Source organism: Stenotrophomonas sp. STEN023 (assembly GCF_056760135.1).
On the sequence record NZ_JBRREF010000098.1, the window covers coordinates 1 to 16550 of the forward strand.

At 65.2% G+C, this 16550-nt stretch carries 19 protein-coding genes; 10 read left to right on the plus strand and 9 right to left on the minus strand.

All coding sequences use genetic code 11. The features are described from left to right. Positions 1 to 249: 249 nt before the first annotated feature. Positions 250 to 960, minus strand: a complete 711-nt coding sequence (locus tag ACVOLV_RS19485) for an rRNA pseudouridine synthase (protein WP_481555796.1) — start codon at positions 958 to 960, stop codon at positions 250 to 252. A gap of 66 nt (positions 961 to 1026) precedes the next feature. After that, positions 1027 to 1524: a M48 metallopeptidase family protein gene (locus ACVOLV_RS19490; protein ID WP_303749993.1), complete on the minus strand. Its 498-nt coding sequence runs from the start codon at positions 1522 to 1524 to the stop codon at positions 1027 to 1029. Positions 1525 to 1593: 69 nt separating this feature from the next. Between ACVOLV_RS19490 and ACVOLV_RS19495 the strand changes: the two genes are divergently transcribed. Together ACVOLV_RS19495 and ACVOLV_RS19500 are read left to right on the plus strand one after the other, a co-directional pair. Beyond that, on the plus strand, positions 1594 to 2148 hold the full coding sequence (locus ACVOLV_RS19495; RefSeq protein ID WP_481555797.1) for a DUF2058 domain-containing protein: 555 nt from the start codon (positions 1594 to 1596) through the stop codon (positions 2146 to 2148). Positions 2149 to 2330: 182 nt separating this feature from the next. Continuing rightward, positions 2331 to 2594 (plus strand): DksA/TraR family C4-type zinc finger protein, encoded by a 264-nt coding sequence (locus ACVOLV_RS19500; RefSeq protein WP_303749447.1) that lies wholly within the window; start codon positions 2331 to 2333, stop codon positions 2592 to 2594. A 216-nt stretch (positions 2595 to 2810) separates the two neighbouring features. On the opposite strand, the gene ACVOLV_RS19505 is transcribed toward ACVOLV_RS19500, so the two are convergent. The 4 genes from ACVOLV_RS19505 to ACVOLV_RS19520 all read right to left on the minus strand — a co-directional run bounded on the left by ACVOLV_RS19505 (position 2811) and on the right by ACVOLV_RS19520 (position 6833). Beyond that, positions 2811 to 3329: a GNAT family N-acetyltransferase gene (locus ACVOLV_RS19505; protein ID WP_481555798.1), complete on the minus strand. Its 519-nt coding sequence runs from the start codon at positions 3327 to 3329 to the stop codon at positions 2811 to 2813. Positions 3330 to 3417: 88 nt separating this feature from the next. Beyond that, positions 3418 to 4677 carry a sugar transporter gene (locus ACVOLV_RS19510; protein WP_481555799.1) on the minus strand — a complete coding sequence of 420 codons (1260 nt, stop codon included), beginning with the start codon at positions 4675 to 4677 and terminating at the stop codon, positions 3418 to 3420. Positions 4678 to 4965: 288 nt separating this feature from the next. Beyond that, the gene (locus ACVOLV_RS19515) at positions 4966 to 5547 is read right to left on the minus strand and encodes a mechanosensitive ion channel domain-containing protein (RefSeq protein WP_481555800.1); all 582 of its coding nucleotides are present in this window, start codon (positions 5545 to 5547) and stop codon (positions 4966 to 4968) included. Between the two features lie 20 nt (positions 5548 to 5567). Further along, entirely contained in the window at positions 5568 to 6833 is a 1266-nt protein-coding gene (locus tag ACVOLV_RS19520; protein ID WP_481555801.1) for an alkaline phosphatase family protein, read from the minus strand. A 136-nt stretch (positions 6834 to 6969) separates the two neighbouring features. Here ACVOLV_RS19520 and ACVOLV_RS19525 point away from each other — a divergent pair, with 136 nt between their 5' ends. From ACVOLV_RS19525 to ACVOLV_RS19535, 3 genes are read left to right on the plus strand one after another with little or no spacing between them, the layout of a single operon-like run. Then, positions 6970 to 7548 (plus strand): RNA polymerase sigma factor, encoded by a 579-nt coding sequence (locus tag ACVOLV_RS19525; protein WP_481555810.1) that lies wholly within the window; start codon positions 6970 to 6972, stop codon positions 7546 to 7548. Next, positions 7545 to 8096 (plus strand): hypothetical protein, encoded by a 552-nt coding sequence (locus ACVOLV_RS19530; RefSeq protein ID WP_481555802.1) that lies wholly within the window; start codon positions 7545 to 7547, stop codon positions 8094 to 8096. Before ACVOLV_RS19525 ends, ACVOLV_RS19530 begins: the two co-directional genes overlap by 4 nt. A 23-nt stretch (positions 8097 to 8119) precedes the next feature. Beyond that, positions 8120 to 8998, plus strand: coding sequence for a DUF4097 family beta strand repeat-containing protein (locus tag ACVOLV_RS19535; protein ID WP_481555803.1), 879 nt, complete (start codon positions 8120 to 8122; stop codon positions 8996 to 8998). A 189-nt stretch (positions 8999 to 9187) separates the two neighbouring features. On the opposite strand, the gene ACVOLV_RS19540 is transcribed toward ACVOLV_RS19535, so the two are convergent. Both ACVOLV_RS19540 and ACVOLV_RS19545 read right to left on the minus strand, forming a co-directional pair. Next, positions 9188 to 10564, minus strand: coding sequence for an Hsp70 family protein (locus ACVOLV_RS19540; RefSeq protein WP_481555811.1), 1377 nt, complete (start codon positions 10562 to 10564; stop codon positions 9188 to 9190). Positions 10565 to 10626: 62 nt separating this feature from the next. Continuing rightward, positions 10627 to 11616 carry a cation diffusion facilitator family transporter gene (locus tag ACVOLV_RS19545; RefSeq protein ID WP_481555812.1) on the minus strand — a complete coding sequence of 330 codons (990 nt, stop codon included), beginning with the start codon at positions 11614 to 11616 and terminating at the stop codon, positions 10627 to 10629. A gap of 100 nt (positions 11617 to 11716) precedes the next feature. Between ACVOLV_RS19545 and ACVOLV_RS19550 the strand changes: the two genes are divergently transcribed. Next, positions 11717 to 12049 carry a zinc ribbon domain-containing protein YjdM gene (locus ACVOLV_RS19550; protein WP_481555804.1) on the plus strand — a complete coding sequence of 111 codons (333 nt, stop codon included), beginning with the start codon at positions 11717 to 11719 and terminating at the stop codon, positions 12047 to 12049. Between the two features lie 29 nt (positions 12050 to 12078). Here ACVOLV_RS19550 and ACVOLV_RS19555 read toward each other — a convergent pair whose 3' ends face one another. Then, positions 12079 to 13191 carry a tetratricopeptide repeat protein gene (locus ACVOLV_RS19555; RefSeq protein ID WP_481555805.1) on the minus strand — a complete coding sequence of 371 codons (1113 nt, stop codon included), beginning with the start codon at positions 13189 to 13191 and terminating at the stop codon, positions 12079 to 12081. A 276-nt stretch (positions 13192 to 13467) separates the two neighbouring features. On the opposite strand from ACVOLV_RS19555, the gene thpR reads away from it, so the two are divergent. The 4 genes from thpR to ACVOLV_RS19575 all read left to right on the plus strand — a co-directional run bounded on the left by thpR (position 13468) and on the right by ACVOLV_RS19575 (position 16413). Continuing rightward, on the plus strand, positions 13468 to 14055 hold the full coding sequence (thpR, locus tag ACVOLV_RS19560; protein WP_481555806.1) for an RNA 2',3'-cyclic phosphodiesterase: 588 nt from the start codon (positions 13468 to 13470) through the stop codon (positions 14053 to 14055). Positions 14056 to 14142: 87 nt separating this feature from the next. Then, positions 14143 to 14742: an HD domain-containing protein gene (locus ACVOLV_RS19565; RefSeq protein WP_481555807.1), complete on the plus strand. Its 600-nt coding sequence runs from the start codon at positions 14143 to 14145 to the stop codon at positions 14740 to 14742. A 62-nt stretch (positions 14743 to 14804) separates the two neighbouring features. Then, entirely contained in the window at positions 14805 to 15002 is a 198-nt protein-coding gene (locus ACVOLV_RS19570) for an oxidoreductase-like domain-containing protein (protein WP_481555808.1), read from the plus strand. Positions 15003 to 15072: 70 nt separating this feature from the next. After that, on the plus strand, positions 15073 to 16413 hold the full coding sequence (locus ACVOLV_RS19575) for a virulence factor family protein (protein WP_481555809.1): 1341 nt from the start codon (positions 15073 to 15075) through the stop codon (positions 16411 to 16413). Positions 16414 to 16550 lie beyond the last annotated feature (137 nt).

A 16550-nucleotide genomic window follows, 5' to 3' on the forward strand; every position in this document is an offset into this window, starting at 1 on the left:
CCCCCGGCCCTCCCCGGCCCGCGAGCCCCCTGCCCCGCCCACCCCCCCCCCCCCCCCCCCCCCCCCCCCCCCCACCGACCCCCCGGCCGCGGGGCCCGCCGCCCCCCCCCCCCCCCCCCAAGCCGATATATCATCCGTGCACTGTTTACCTGCGACTGCAGATCGCCGGATGGCTTGTTTGGTGCCGATCGGAACCATTGCCAGCTTCGCGGCTGACGCCGCTCCTACAAGACCAAGCCTGGCCTTGACCTAGAACTTCTGCTCGGTGGCCAGATAACGCCATTGGCCCTCGGGCATCTTGCTCAGGCCGATGCGGCCGATGCGCAGCCGGCGTATCTGTTCGGCCTTTAGGCCAACCTGGCTGCACATGAACTGCAATTGGCCCGGGCGCACGTCCTTGATCGCAAAACGCAGGCGCTGTTCGCTCTGCCAGCTGATCTTGGCCTGCGGCAGGCTGCGTCCTTCGTAGATCAGGCCATGGGTGAGCTTGGGCATCGCCCACGGGGTGGGTTCGCCGCTTACTTCGACCACGAATTCCTGCTCCAGGCTGTAGCCGGATTCCTGCAGGTGGCGGCGCACGCGCCAATCCTGGGTCAGCACGACCAGGCCGCTGGCGGCATCGTCCAAGGGCATCAGGTAGTCCAGGCGTTGGAAATGACGGCGCAGCGGGCGGATGCCGGAGGCATCATCGGCAAAGCGGTTGTCGTCGGCCAGCAGCGCGAACAACTGCTCGGCGGTACAGCCAGCCGGCTTGTTGATCAGGAAGGTGGCCGCTTCAGCGGCTTCGGTGCTGCCCTCGGCGGCGAGGGTGATCACTTCCTCGCAGACCATGGTCTGCGGGGTTTCCACCACCACACCATTGACGCTGATCCAGCCGCCTTCGATGTACTGCTGGGCCTGCGAGCGCGAGCACTGCAGCTGCGCGGCAACGCGCTTGTCGAGACGGATAGGGGTGGTCATGGCGGCTATGGGTTCTGCGAAGGGCGGGGAGTGTAGCGCTGTGGCGGGGTCGGGGCGATGGGCGGCTCAGCCGGGTTCATGTTCCAAGGCAGTCAGGTACAGGCGCAGGTCGAACTCCAGCTGGTGGTAATCCGGCTCCATGTGCAGGCACAGCTGGTAGAAGGCCTTGTTGTGGTCGGCCTCTTTGATATGCGCCAGCTCGTGGACCACGATCATCCGCAGGAACTCGGCCGGGGCCTCGCGGAACACGCTGGCAATGCGGATCTCGCGGCTGGCCTTGAGCTTGCCACCGTGGTTGCGGGAAATAGCGGTATGCGTGCCCAGCGCGTGTTTGACCACCTGCAGCTTGCCGTCGTACAGCACCTTGCCCAGCGGCACCGACTGGCGCAGGTGGCGCTCCTTGATGGCCTGCACGTAGTCGTAGAGCTGGCGGTCGTTGCGCACCGGGTTGGGCTCGGCGTAGCGCTTGCGGACGGCTTCGCCCAGCTTGCCCGCGTCCAGCAGCTCGCGGGCGCGCTGCTGCAGGTGTTCGGGATAGCCATTCAGGTATTTCAGCGGAAGCATGGGCATTTGGGCGGGACCGGGCAGGCCGCTATGATGGCAGCCTCGGCAACAGAACCATGAACAACGACGATGGCAAAGGGTAATCCACTGCAGGAACAGCTGCTCAAGGCTGGCCTGGTGAAGAAATCGCAGGTCTCGCAGGTGGCACGCGAGCAGGTCAAGGCGCGTCACGGCAAAGGCCCGGTCAACGCGACCGAGAGCCAGCGCGAGGCCGACCGGGCCCGCGCCGAGAAGGCCGAGAAGGACCGCCAGCTTGCCGCCGAGCGCAATGCCCAGCGTCGTGCCGATGAGCTGCGTGCGCAGGCCCGGCAGATCATTGCCGACCGCAAGCTGCCGCGTGCCGGTGAGCTGGAATACCGTTTCAATGACGGCGCAGTGATCCGCACCATGCTGGTCACCGAGGCGCTGCGTACCCAGCTGGCCAATGGCGCGCTGGTGATTGCCCGTCACGGCGACAGTTTCGAGCTGCTGCCACGCATGGCGGCGGAAAAGGTGCGCGAGCGCGACGCCAGCCTGATCGTGCTCGACCACGGCCAGAGTGCGGATACGCCGATTTCCACCGGCAATGCCGAGGACGACGCCTACTACGCCCAGTTCCAGGTGCCTGACGACCTGATGTGGTGAGTGCGGCGCCCATGCGCTGACAGTGGGCGGCGTTCGCGCGCATTGGCGCGACGCGACGCCTGCAGCGGATGGGGCAGGTGTGGCGCATCTTGTTCACAGAGCTGTACGCCCCCACCCCCACGCCTTGAAATGTGCTCACACTGGCGTCAACTTGCCCATGTTGCTGTACGTGGAGACAGGGCATGGCTACCGGTTGGGCGGGCGACACCGCCGTTCAGGATCAGATTGACGCCACCGTTGAAGACGCGATCAAGCGTGCGCGCAGCCGCATGCCCAGCGGCCCGGGGCTGGATCACTGTGAAGAATGTGATGCGCCGATTCCCGAAGCGCGACGCAAGGCTGTGCCCGGCGTGAGGTTGTGCATTGCCTGCCAGCAGGCCCAGGACGAAGACGAGGCGTTTGCCGGTTACAACCGGCGCGGCAGCAAGGATAGCCAGCTGCGTTGAGGGGCTGTGGTGTTCGCCGCGGCAGTGGCTTCGGCCCTTGCTCTGGCTCTACACCTGTTTGTCTTCCCGGCGCAGGCGGGGATCGCTCTGGCTTTGGCTTTAGCTCGACAGGCAACGCCAGAGCAAAAGCCCAACAACAAGAGTGAGGACCCGACATTTGTCGGTTGAAAACCCCGCCTGCGCGGGAATGACGGCGTAAAAGAGCAGAGCCAAGCCTCAGCTTTTCCCCGGTCCCGGCAACACATCATTCAAGTACTGCTTCTGCACCACTCGTGGCACCAATCGCGGCCGCTCCATCAGCACAAAGCGCACGCCCTTCACGGTCTGCGGCGCGGCCTTGCTGACAAAGCCAAAGCGCTCATACACCGGCACTGCGATCTCGGACGAGTTGACCGTGTACTCGCGGCGACCGTGTACACGCAGTGCATGCTCCCAGAGCCGTCGCGCGATGCCGCGCTGGCGGCTGCTGCGGCTCACGAACAGATGATGGATATGGCTGTCGCCACGTATTGCGATCATGCCGACAAGTACATCTGCATCCTCAATCAGGTAGTGCGCGAACTCCTTGTCGATCAGCCGATCGGCGAAGCTGGCAGGAGCCAGCGAGGCCAGGAAGGCATGCGCGCTGGCACCGCTGTCCGCATCAAGCAGATGGCGAGCCAGTGGGGTTACAAGCGCGCTCAGCGCCTCTGCATCGGCGATATCCGCGTCGCGCAGAGTGATGTCTTGATCCATGCCCCCCCCTTGCACGCCCCCGGGAGCAGGGGCGTGGGCGGAAGCATACCTGCAGTCCGCAGCTCGCAAACGGGTGCGGTGCCACAGCTCAGTGCTTCGCGCCGCCAAGCCGGAAACTTCCGCTCCAGTGCAGCATCGCAAACAGGCACCACAGCCAGCCGGCGGCGGCGATCAGGCCGCCGACCAGGCCGATGTGCTGCATGCCCAACTGCAGGCTGACCTGGCTGCCGATCAAGGCGCCGGCGCCAATGCCGATGTTGAAGATGCCCGAGAACAAGGCCATCGCCACGTCGGTGGCATCGGAGGCCAGGTTCAGCACCTTGGATTGCATCGACAACGCGAAGCTGATCATCGCCACGCCCCACACCGATACCAGCGCATACAGCAGCCAGCTGCTATGCAGGCCCGTGCGCAGCAGCAACAGGCTGGCCGCCAGCGTGCCGATCGCGGTCAGCAGGAAGCCACGCGGCCAACGCAGGCCGTAGCGCGAGAACAACACGCTGCCGACGAAACCCATGCCGCCGAACAGCAGCAGTACCAGGGTGGTCACGTGTGCATCGAAGCCACCGATCTTCTGCACGAACGGCTCGATATAGCTGTAGCCGGTGAACTGGGCGGAGATCACCACCATCACCAGCAGGTACAAGGCCATCAATGCCGGCCGGCGCAGCAGCAGCGGGATGCTGCTGGCCGAGCCGCTGTTCTGGCTGGGCAGGGCCGGCAGCAAGCGTGCCAGCACCAGCATCACCAGCAGGGCGACGCCGCCGATGGCCATGAAGGTGATGCGCCAGCCCAGCAGTTCGCCAACGATGCGGCCCAGGGGGATGCCCAGCACCATTGCCACCGAAGTACCGGTGGCGAGCAGGCCGAGGGCCTGCGGGCGCTTGTCCTGTGGCGCCACGCGCACTGCCAGCGAGGCAGTGATCGACCAGAACACCGCGTGTGCCAGTGCAATGCCGACCCGGCTGACCATCAGTACCGGGTAGCTCCAGGCTACGCCGGACAGCACGTGGCTGGCGATGAACAATGCGAATACGCCCAGCAACAGCTTGCGGCGGTCCATGTTGCGGGTCAGCAGCATGCACGGCAGCGAGGTCAGGGCGACCACCCAGGCGTAGATGGTCAGCATCAGTCCTACGTGCTCGATCGGCTTGCCGAAGCTTGCGCCGATGTCGCTGAGCAGGCCTACCGGCACGAATTCGCTGGTGTTGAAGACGAACGCTGCCAAGGCCAGGGCGATGACGCTGAGCCAGCGTTGGCGGTCAGAGCGTTGGTCGTGGAGTTCGGCAACGGCCAAAGCGTCGCCTGCCTGCGGGGCAGGGCATGAGGTATCGGAAGAGGCGGACATTGCGTGCGGGCTTGCGACCGGGCCGGTCGCTCAATGTTGGCAATTTTCGCACGGGTGATGTTGACGCGAGCGGAACGCTGTGGACCGGGGCGCTGGTGGCAGAGGGGTGTTCAGGTAGTTAGAGGGCGGCTTTGGGCGTTGGTCCCGGTAGGGATGTTGTGCATGCCTTGGCCGTCGAGGCAGCGCCGGAGGCGAAGCAAGGGCAAGCGCCCGCGCCAGAAAAATCCCTGCTTTCGCAGGGATCATGGGCTCAGTGACGTGGTTGTACTGAGCTCTGTCCCGGCCTGCTCAGCCATCTCCCTGCACGGTGATGGTGCTGGAATCGCCGCCGCGCCAACGGCGCAGGCCGCGCTGGAAGAACAGGCTGTTGGGAATCTGCATCAAGGTGCCGTCGACCGGGCCACCGACTTCATGCAGGGTGGTGTAGATCAGGTTGATGTCGGTGACCACGCCCTTCAGGCCAGGCTTCTCGCCGTTCTCCAGCAGCTCGATCTGGTCGCCCAGGCGGAACGGCCGGGTGGTGAAGATCAGGAAGGTGCAGAAGATGTTGGACAGCACGCTCCAGGCGGCGAAGAACGCGACCGCGCCGACCGCGGCAAAGCCGGTGAACGCCGTCCACAGTACGCTGGCCTGGACGTTCAATGTCTGCAGGATGGCGACAAGCGCCACGGTACCGATGATGAAGTTGGATAACCGCCGGATCGCCATCTCGATCTGCGCCGGCAGCGTGTAATGGCGCCCAAGCCGAGCCAGCAGGCGCCGGGTCAGCAGGCGCAGCAGCCAGGCCACGACCAGGATCAGCAGGATGCTCAGGCCAGTGTTCATGGGTTCAATCCATTGCTGCATCGAGGCGGGGAGGTAGTGCTTCATGCGGTTTCCTTGCGGGTGCGTCAGTGCTTCAGTGCAGCGTCGGTGTGGCGGGGATTGCCGTCGTTGTCGGCCGGGGTGATGTTCAACAGCCGGGCCAGCAACGGATAGATATCGACATTGTCGATCGGCGCGATGCTCACGCCGGGGGTGAAGGCAGGACCATAGCCGATGAACGGTGAATACATGTCCGGCAAGGTGTTGTCATAGCCATGCTCGCCGAGCAGCTCGTGGTTCTTGCGCTTTTCGGCCATGCGGGTGGTGACCTGCCAGCCCAGTTCTGCAGTGCAGATGTAGGCCGGTACGCGGCGGTGATGGCCGTATTCGAAACGCGCAGGGATCTGCTCGCGGGTCATGCACTGGATGTGCGGGATGCTGCTGGCCAGCAGCTGCTGCGCCGCCGCTTCACCACCGGGCAGGGCGTCGAATGAGGCATAGGCGCCGGTCCAGCCGAAGTCGAGCTTGCTGACATCGACGATGTCATCCAGCAGGACCTGCTTGCTTGGATCGGTGGCGGTCATGCCGTGGTCGGAAGTGACCACGATGTTGATCTTCTGCTGCAGTCCCTGTGCCTTGATGCCGGCCAGCAGCTCACCGATCGCGGTGTCCACTTCGCCGAGCGCTGTGTTCAATTCAGCCGAATCCGGGCCGTGGCGATGGCCCATGGTGTCGACCTTGTCGAAGTACAGGGTGATGAAATGGGGGCGCTGCGTGGCGGGCAGTGCCAGCCACTCCAGCACCTGCTGCACGCGTTGCTGCGAAGTCACCTTGATGTCGAACGGCCGCCAGAACTCAGGCCGGGCGCCGTGTACCGGCGCTTCCGAGCCGACCCAGAACATCGCCGCAGCGCGGCCGCCCTGTTCGCGCACGCTGGTCCACAACGGCTTGCCGTCATCCCACCAGCGCTCGTCGCGGACGGTGGCCGGGTCGAACATGCTGAAGCGCACGCCGGGGATGGTCGGGTCGGTCATGAAATTGGCGATGACGCCGTGGTGGTCCGGGCGCAGGCCGGTGACCAGGGTGTAGTGGTTGGGGAAGGTGATCGACGGATAAGACGGCCGCATGAACTCGGCGCGGGCGCCGCCAGCCACCATCGCGGACAGGGTCGGGGTCAGGCCGCGGTCCAGGTAGTCATTGCGGAAACCATCAATGGAAATCAGGATGACCGGCGCCTGCGCTTCCTGCGGCATGCGCTGGGCGCGTGCCGGAGCTTCGGTGACGGACGGAGTGCTGGCACAGCCAGCCAGGGCGAGGGCGGCACAAAGCAGCAGGGCGGGGGTACGCAACATGGGCGGCAACGGTTTTGGCGAACGGCGATTGTCGGCCAGGGCGGCATTTGCTGCCAGTCAGGGCCCGGCTGTCGGCCGCTTCGGCAAAGCCTGATCCGGGTTTAAACCTTTTTGCTGCTTGCCGCATCCAATGGATATGCTCGACGCCACCGTGACCGCCACTGCTCCCTCTCCGCCCGTCGTCGTCGATGACGCCGCGCTGGCCCGTGCCGCCGCAGCTGGCGATACCCGCGCCTACGAACGCATCTACCGGCGCCATTCGCCACGGCTGTACGCCTTGCTGTGGCGCCTGTGCGGTGGCAACGCTGCGCGGGCTGAGGACGTGTTGCAGGAAACCTTCATCCAGGCCTGGCGCAAGTTGCCGCAGTTCCGCTTCGAGAGCGCGCTGGCCACCTGGTTGCACCGGCTGGCGGTGAATACGGCGCTGATGGAGCTGCGCGCGACTACCTTCGAATCACTGGATATCGGCGAGTCGGGGATGGATCTACTGGCGGAGATGGCGGATACGCCGCGCTGCCACGCCACCGGCATGGACCTGGAACGCGCCTTGTTGACGCTGCCGCCGCGTGCCCGCGCGGTGTTGGTGCTGCATGACATTGAAGGTTGGAAACACCAGGAAATCGCCGTGGAACTGCAGATGGCTGTCGGCAGTTCCAAGGCCCAGTTGCATCGTGCGCGCAGTTTGTTGCGCACGCGGCTTGGAGACGCAAGATGAACAACCACGACAACGACCACGATGACCTGCTGGCACAGCGCCTGCGCGATCTGCCAGCCGAACGGATACCACCGGCTGCTGTCTGGCAGCGGATCTCGGCGGAGCTTGAGCAGACCCCGCGCAACGAACCGATTATCGCGGTGCCGGTCTGTTCGAGGGATGACGTTGCCGCAAGACGCGCACCGCGCCGGCATTGGCTGCGTTATGCCGCCGCCGCTGTTGTGGTGGCGCTGGTCGGCATGGCCAGCGTGCTGTTGTTGCCACAGCAGCCTCCGGCATCCGTCGCTGTCGAGGAATCGGCGCTGCAGCATCAGGCCAACACCATCACCTACCAATACCGGCAGGCGATGGCGACGCTTCCGCAGGAAAACGTGGCCGCAGAGCTGCAGCCGGCGCTGCGGGAACTGGATGAAAGCGCGGGCAGCATCCGCAGCGCCATCGCGCAGAGCCCCGACGCCGATTTTCTACTTGGACAGTTGCAGCGCACCTACGCGCTGCGGCTGGAGCTTACCCGCAAGGGCGTCAACCCGACCGGACTTTCGACTTGAAGGAGCACCTGATGAGAACTTGCATGCGCCAACTGATCGTCGCAGCCCTGCTGCTGGCCCCACTGACCAGCGCATTCGCGCAGACCGCGGTCAACCGCAGCCTGCCCTTGTCCAGCGGCGGCCGCGTGGAACTGAGCAATGTGGCCGGTTCGGTCACCGTGCGTGGCTGGGACCGCAACGAAGTACAGCTGACCGGCTCGCTGGGCGAAGGCCAGCGACTTGAAGTGGAAAGCAGCGCCAATCGGGTGGCGTTGAAGGTGGTCTACCCACAGAACAGCCGCAGCAGCCGCGGTGCGGTGCTGGAACTGCGGGTGCCGCGCGCTGCGCAACTGCAGACCAGTACCGTCAGTGCTGGCGTGGATGTGGCCGAGGTGGACCTGCGTCGTCTGCAGAGCAGCACCGTCAGCGGCAGCATCACTGCCAATGGCCGTGCCGGTGAGGCGGAGTTGACCACGGTCAGCGGCGCGATCCGCTCGCAGCTGCAGACCTCGCGGCTGGAGACCAGGACGGTCAGCGGTGGCATCAATGCGACAGGTGCCAGCGGCGGTGAGGTCTCGGCCAATAGCGTGTCGGGCGGAATCACTCTGGATCTGGCCAAGGTGCAGCGGCTCAGCGCCGAGTCGGTATCCGGCAGCCTTGGCGTGCGCAGTGCCGGCCTGCAGCCGGGTGGCCGGGTGAATCTGGAGACGGTGAGTGGCTCGGTTTCACTGGGCTTGCCGGCCAATACTTCGGCGCAGCTGAAGGTCAGCACCTTCAGTGGCAGCATCCGCTCCGACGTAGGCCAGGTGGAGAGCCCGCGCTACGGGCCGGGCAAGAGCCTGGATGCACGGATTGGCGGCGGCGATGGCGATATTTCCATCCAGTCGCATTCGGGCGGCGTGCGGGTGAGCCTGGATCGTTGATTCACTCCCTCCCTGCGTCATTGGCAAAGGAAGGGCAGGGGAGGCAAGGCTTCTACTCCCTCCCTTTTACGCAGCAAAGGGGAGGGCTGGGGAGGGGGAGCGCTTCTGCCCTCTCCCTTTTGCGTAGCAAAAGGGGAGGGCTGGGGGAGGGGTAAAGCTTTGGGGCTTCTGGATCCCCAGCTTCGCGGCTTACGCCGCTCCTACGGCAGCCCCGGTTTTCGCCGCCAGCGCCAGCCCCTGCACCACACCAAACGACGGATCGCCGTGCACCAGCTTGGCGCCCGGGAAGGCCGCTGCAGCGGCCTGCTGGATGTAACCGGCGCGCGACATACCGCCGGTCAGGAACACCGCTGCCGGGTCGTGGCCGATATCGGCACGCACCTGCTGCAGCAAGGTTTCTAACTCAGCCAGATAGCTGCCGGCAGCCGAGGTCAGATGCGGCGCGTCGATGTCGACCGCGAGCCCCGTTTCGACGAACTCCAGCACGCTGTTGTGGTGCGGTTGGCTGCTCAGGGCGATCTTGCACTGTTCCACCGCGCGGTACAGGCGTGCGGTATTGCCGGTGTCCTGCAGGGCCTGCAGGCGCGGGCCATACGGCAGTTCCACCGAGTCGTAGTTGTGTTGGCGGAAATCACGCTGGCGGGTCATGTCCTGCACCATCGCCGCTTCCACATAGTGGTGCGCAGGCACGCGGGTGATGCCGCGGCCAAACAGCGGCATGTAGCCGGCCAGGCTCAGCGCCAGATCGATGTCGGTACCGCCACGGGCGACACCCCAGGCGCGATGGATCTGCGGCGCCGCGTTGCCACCAACGCTGGCATGGGCGATGTCGGTGGTGCCGCCGCCGACGTCGACGATCACCGCTTCGTGGCGCTCGCTGCTGACGGCGTGGTAATGCATGGCTGCGGCAGCCGGCTCTTCGAGGAAGTCGACCTCGTCGAAGCCTGCCGCCATTGCCGCGCTGCGCAGGATATCCAGTGCCTGATCGTTGCCGGCTGCGCCAATCGAACTGCGGAACTGCACCGGCCGGCCGAGCAGGGCGCTGCGCACGTTGTGCTGCAGCTGGCGCGAAGCGGTCAGGCGGATGTGTTCGAGGATGTGCGTGGCGATGCCGGTGATGGTCTGCTTGGCACGCGGATGCAGGTTGTAGCCCAGCATGGATTTCGGGCTCTGCACCAGATTGCCTTCGTTTTCTTCGAAGTAGGCTTCCAGTGCGTCATCGCCGTAAACGGCGTTCTGCAGCAGGGCGGTGGAGCTGCGCGGTTCGCGGATGCGCTCTTCCATCCATTGCCGGCGCACCACCCGCAGCGCCGCGCTGCGCAGTTGCTCCTGCGTACGCGCATTGCCGACGGCGCGGGCGTCGCGGCGGCCGGACTCGATCAGGTCTTCGACCTGCGCTTCCAGTGCCGGGGTCAGCTCGAAATCATTGGGGTCGCGCATCACTTCGGGGAAGTACACCGTGGTGCGGAACTGCTGGGCTTCGCCAAAACTGACCGGGACTACCTTGCCGTCGATGTGCGCGGCGGCGGCCGAGTTGCTGGTGCCAAAGTCGATGCCGAGTTTCATGATGCCTGCGGTCTTGCTGTTGAATCGGCCGCGCACTTTACTACGCCGCCGCGCGGCTGGCTTCACATGTTGCTGGTTGATGGCGCCTCCAGCGCCGCCAGGCGGGCCTGCCAGGCCTCCGGCGTCTGTGGCTTGACGAACAGCGCAACGATTTCCGGGTGCTGGCGCCGCGCTGCCTGCTCGATGCGAGCCACGCAGGTCTCGATCTGTTGGGTTGTGCAGCGATCGTCGAATGCCGCACTGAGCGCAGCCAGCACCTGATTCGGGCCGACCTGGATGGTCAGGATGCCGTTGGCGCTCTCCACCTCCGGGTCGGCCGCAGCCAGCTGCAGCAGGGCCTCGCCCAGTTCAGGGTGGGCCGGCTCACCGATCAGCAGGCCCTTGGTTTCGCGCGCCAGCAGGAACGCGGCAACTGCCAGCACCACGGCGATGCCGATCGAGGCCAGCGCATCCAGTTCAGGTTTCTGCAGCCACTGCGCAGCGATCAATCCGGCCAATGCGATCAGCAGGCCAAGCAGTGCGGCGCTGTCTTCCAGCAATACGGTGAAGGTGCTCGGGTCCTTGCTGCGGCGGAAGGCCTCGAAATAGCCGTAGCGCCCTTTGCCGGCGCGGAACTCGCGCAGTGCCACCCACCACGAGGTGCCCTCGAACAGGAGTGAGACGCCGAGCACGATATAGGCGATGTTGGGGTTGGCGATGGGTTCTGGGTTGCGCAGATGGATGATGCCCTGGTACAGCGAAACCCCCGCGCCCAATGCAAATACCAGCACGGCGACGATGAAGCTCCAGAAGTACAGCTCGCGCCCATGGCCCAGTGGGTGCGCGCGGTCCGGCGGTTGCTGGGCGCGATTGAGGCCGTGCAGCAGCAGGACTTCATTGGTGGTGTCCACCAGCGAATGCACGCCTTCGCTGAGCATGGCCGAGCTGCCGGAAACCGCTGCAGCAATGAATTTTGCAACGGCAATTCCCAGGTTGCCGGCCAGCGCCACATAGATGACGAATCGCGAGCCGCTGCTTCTTGCCACGGGTGCTCCTGCCAACGCGACGCATATTGCCGCGCAGTCACTTTCCCGCCGTGTACGTGGCGGTGGTGTGAGCGACTGTGACCCGAGCGGCTACACTATGGCGTTATTCAATGTACGGGAGTCCCCCATGTCTGTTACTTCCTGCCCGCAGTGTTCGCTGGAAAACGTCTATGCCGATGGCGCGCTGTGGATCTGCGCTGATTGCGGCCACGAGTGGACGGCTGGCGAAGCGGCCCAATCCACGCTGGTGGTGCGCGACAGCAACGGCAATGTGCTGGTGGCCGGCGATACCGTTACCGTGATCAAGGACTTGAAGGTCAAGGGCTCATCGATCCCGCTCAAGCAGGGCACGGTGATCCGCAACATCCGCCTGGTCGAAGACGATGCCGAAAACATCGAAGGCAACTCGGATAAGATCAAAGGCCTGGTGCTGAAGACCTGTTTCCTGCGCAAGGCCTGAGCCCTGCTTTTGCCGCCCACGGTGCGCGTTCAGCGCGCCGCGTGGCGCGCTTCCAGCCTGCGGATTCCATCCAGCTTGCTCTGGTAGACCGCTCGCATCGGGTCGCCGCCAAGGTCGCGGGCGCGCTTCATCTCACGCATTGCCAGATGGTTGTCGCCGCTGAGGAAATACGCGCGGGCCAGGCCGAAGTGGAATTGGTGGGCGTTGCCATACAGCCTCACCGCTTCGCGGTAATAGTGCACGGCCGTGGCGTAGTTGCCGGCACGCTCGGCGGCGGTGCCCTGCATGTATTGGTAGAACGGATCGCGTGCACGGACCCGTTCCAGTCGATCCTGCAGCTGTGCAACGCGGCGGGTGTTGCCCATGCGTTGGTAGAGGTTGGTGGCGTTCTGCAGGGCCGGCGCGTGTGAAGCATTGATGGACAGAGCGGTTTCCAGATCCCTTGCTGCAGCGTCGAGGTTGTTTACGCGTGATTCGAGCACGCCCAGGTTGCTCCAACCCGGGGCGAAGCGAGGTTCCATCCGCAGCGCCGCGTCGAAGTAAGCGCGGGCGCCCGGGTAATCACGAGCGGCGAGTTGTTCGGCTCCGCGGTTGTTGTAGAAATGGGCGAGCGCGCGGCGGTCACTGATGGGTTGTGGACCGCGGCGGTCGTAGAGCACGTTGCTGTCCAGGTCCAGGGTTGCGCTGCGGCCCCCCACGCGCATGCCGACATTGACGTGACTGGCATTGAATATCAGCCCCTGGTCCTGATACCAGCTCACTACCTGGCCGACCTCCTGCATTTGCGCCTCCAGGCCGACTTCACGGGCCAGGGCAACAAACAGCAAGGTGAAGGACAGGCAGTTGGCACGGCGCCGCTGCCAGGTTTCGGCGACCGTCAAGGTGGCGGCGGTTTCATACTCCAAGCCCAGCCCTTCGGGTCGGAACACCAGCTCAACCAGCAGGTGCAGGCGTTGCTCCGGGGAGTTGGCGACCTTGATGACGCGCTCCTGCAACTGCGCGTGGATCTCGGGCGGGACGGCCATTACCTGCTCCGGCGTTGGCACCGTCACGGGAGCGGGAGCGGGAGCGGAAGGCGGCGGTGGCGCGGCCAAGGCCAGGCTGCTGGCGGCGAGCAGGACTAACGCATTCCAACCGATCATGGCGATCACCCGGAGTTTGCTGCGGCCTGCCCAGTGTAGGCCTGTTGCGGGGGGATGGAAGCGAGGCGGGGACAAATCCACAGCGGGTGTGGACCAGCCCTGTGCAAACATGTGGATAACTATTGGCAGCCCTTGTGCGGCGTGGCTCGCCGAGCGATGGTGAAATTTTCGCCATGGCCGGGCCGCGACCGGCGGGGTCTGCTAGTATCCGCGGCCCTAGACAGTAGTGGCCGCCGCAACGGAGCGGGTACGGCAGCCGGCTTTCGATACCAGACCATGACGAAGCAGCTTTCCTCCACCGAGGCCCAGATGACCCTGGGCTTGGGCAGCGATATTCCAACCGAGCGCCTGTTCTTTGCCGTGATGCCGGACCCGATGACGGCCGAGCGCGTGGCCGAGCTGGCCGGTGGGCTGCGCGAGGAACATGGTCTGGTCGGGCACCCGTTGGCGCCTGAGCGCCTGCATGTGACCCTGCATCACCTGGGCGACTACGCCGGCCTGCCGCCGAGCCTGCTGCCCAAGGTGCGCCAGGCCGCTGCGCGGGTGCGCATGCCCGAGTTCGAGGTCTGCTTTGACCAGGTGGGCAGCTTTGCCGGCAGCGTGAAAAACCCGTTCGTGCTGCGCAGTGAGTACGGCGCAGAGCTGTTGAATGGCCTGCACGAAGAACTGGCGCGCTGCCTGCAGGGCGTGGGCGGCAAGCTGGACCCGCGCTTCACCCCGCACATGACCCTGCTGTATGACCGCCGTCGCCTGCCGATCCAGCCGGTGCAGCCGTTCCGCTGGTTCGTGCGTGAATTCGTGCTGGTGCGCAGTTTCCTCGGCCAGGGCCGTTACCAGATCGAAGGCCGCTGGCAGCTGGGCTGAGCCGGGGCTGCCGTCTGCGGTGCAATCCGTGGCTCCCCGATTGACGGTGGGCCTGTCCAGTTCCTGGCTTCATGCCAAGATGCGGCCATGAACGACTTGTTGCAGACCCTGCCGCCGCCGCTGCTGGCGGAGCTGAAAACCGCCTACGCGCAGCCACCGCGTGCGTATCACAACTTTGGCCATGTGCAGGCGCTGCTGCAGCACTACCGCGATGTCGCCGCTGGCCCCGGCTGGCAGCAGCCCTTGGAAGTGCTGCTGGCGGTGCTTTACCACGACGCCATCTACGAGGCAGGGCGCGGCGACAACGAGGCGCGCTCGGCGCAGTTGGCCGCGTCCGGAATCAAGCGTTGGCTGCCGGATACCGAGGTGGACGTCGCGCGGGTGATCGTGCTGATCGAACTCACCGCGCGCCATGGCAGCCTGGATGGCGCAGAGCTGGATGCGGATGCCGCGCTGTTCCTGGACAGCGACATGGCGATTCTGGCTGCGCCAGACGCGGTATTTGATGCCTATGACCGAGGCATCGCCGAGGAGTACCAAGGCAAGGTGCCGGGCTTCCTGTTCCGGCTCAACCGGCGACGCTTCCTGAAGAAGGTGCTGCAGCAGCCGCGCATCTTCTTCAGCGCATTCTTCCATGAACGTTACGATGCGGCGGCACGCGCCAATCTGCGTCGGGCCACGGCCTGAGTCCGCGCTTTGGCTAAAATGTCGTTTGTCCCGTTGCTGATAGGGCCGAACCGGCCGCTGTAATGAACGAATCGCCCGTCCCAGTCCCTGCAACTGCAGATCCCGACCCGCGCCCGCAACCACCGGAAGCACCGGGTCCAAACGAGTGCTGTGGCAGCGGCTGCCCGCTGTGCGTGCTGGATCTGTATACCGACGAGCTGCTGCTTTACCGGCAGCGGCTGGCCGAATGGATTGCACGTCATCCCGAAGCGCAGGCCTGAGCCGGCGGTTTCGACACCTTTCCGTCCGCCATGGGCGTAGGCTTTGCAGCACCGTTCTTGAGGCCTGTACATGGCACGTGTGATGTGGGGAATGTGGGCGCTGGCAATGAGCCTGTGGGCGGTGCCGGCAATGGCGGCCGAACAGGTCAGCCATGGACGCTTCGAACATGTACCGGTGCTGCTGCCCAGTGCGCCGGTACAGCGCGTGGTGCTGTGGTTCGCTGATGCGGCAGCTCCAGCGGAACGGCAGGCTCGGCTGCAGGCGCTGCGCGATGATGGCGCGATGGTGGTCGACATCGACGCCGGCCATCTGTACCGGGTGCTGGCCAAGGAGGGCGCGCACTGTGGTTTCTCTGCTGGCGACGTGGAGAATTTTTCGCGCTATGTGCAGGCCTACTACCACGTGCCGACCTACCACCTGCCCATCCTCGGCGGTGATGGTGCCGGTGCGGCGCTGGCCTATGCGGTCGCTACACAGGCTGGGCCGGACGTATTTGCCGGCTTGTTGACCGAAGGTTTCTGCCCGCAGTTGCGCAACGCGACGATGACCTGCGGTGATGCCATCAATGGGCGCGCGCTGTTGCCGCAGCCCTTGCGCTTCCCCTGGTTGAACGCGCTGGCAGACAAGCGGCAGGCCTGTCCGGCGAAGGAAATTGCTGCATTCACTGCTGCGGTGCCGTGGGCGCGCAAGTTCGCGCGTACCGCTGCGGGCAGTGCCTTGCCTGGCGAGGTTGCAGCTGCACGTGTGCTGGGCGCACAGCGCGGTGTAAGCCTGCCTGCGGTGCCGCAGGATCTGGACGGTCTGCCGCTGGTGGAAGTACCGGCCAGCGGGCAGGGCGACACCTTCGCGGTATTCGTCTCCGGCGATGGCGGCTGGGCGGGCTTGGACAAGGATGTAGCCGGGGCCTTGGCCGAGGCGGGGATTCCAGTAGTCGGCGTCGATTCGCTGCGTTACTTCTGGAGTGAGCGCACACCGGCCGGCTTTGCGCTCGATCTGGACCGGATTGCGCGTTATTACGCCAACCATTGGCAGCGACCAAAACTGATGTTGATCGGTTTCTCGCAAGGTGCCGATGTGCTGCCAGCAGCCATCAACAAGTTGCCGCCGGCGACGGCGCAGATGCTGCGGATGACCGCGCTGATGTCGGTGGGCGAGCGCGCTGACTATGAGTTCCATGTCAGCAACTGGATTTCCAGCGGCGGCGATGATGGTTTGCCGATTGCGCCGGAAGTGCGGCGGATGGCTGCCGATCGCACGCTGTGCATCTATGGCGCCGATGACGATGATGCGCTGTGCCCGAAGTTGCCTGCAGGGAGCGCGCAGTTGATCAAGCTGCCCGGCGATCATCATTTTGAAGGCGACTACGAAGGCTTGGCCAAGGTGATTTTGCAGCACGTGCAGGGGCCTTAGCGATTTCTCTGTGCTGTTGTGGGGGGGGGGGGGGGGGCCGGCCGACGGTGGTTTTTTTTGGTGGGCCCCGAAGGGGGGGCGGCGGCGGGCGGGACACGACGCAACCAGCGATATGACTGAGGAGGAGGGCGGCCGCC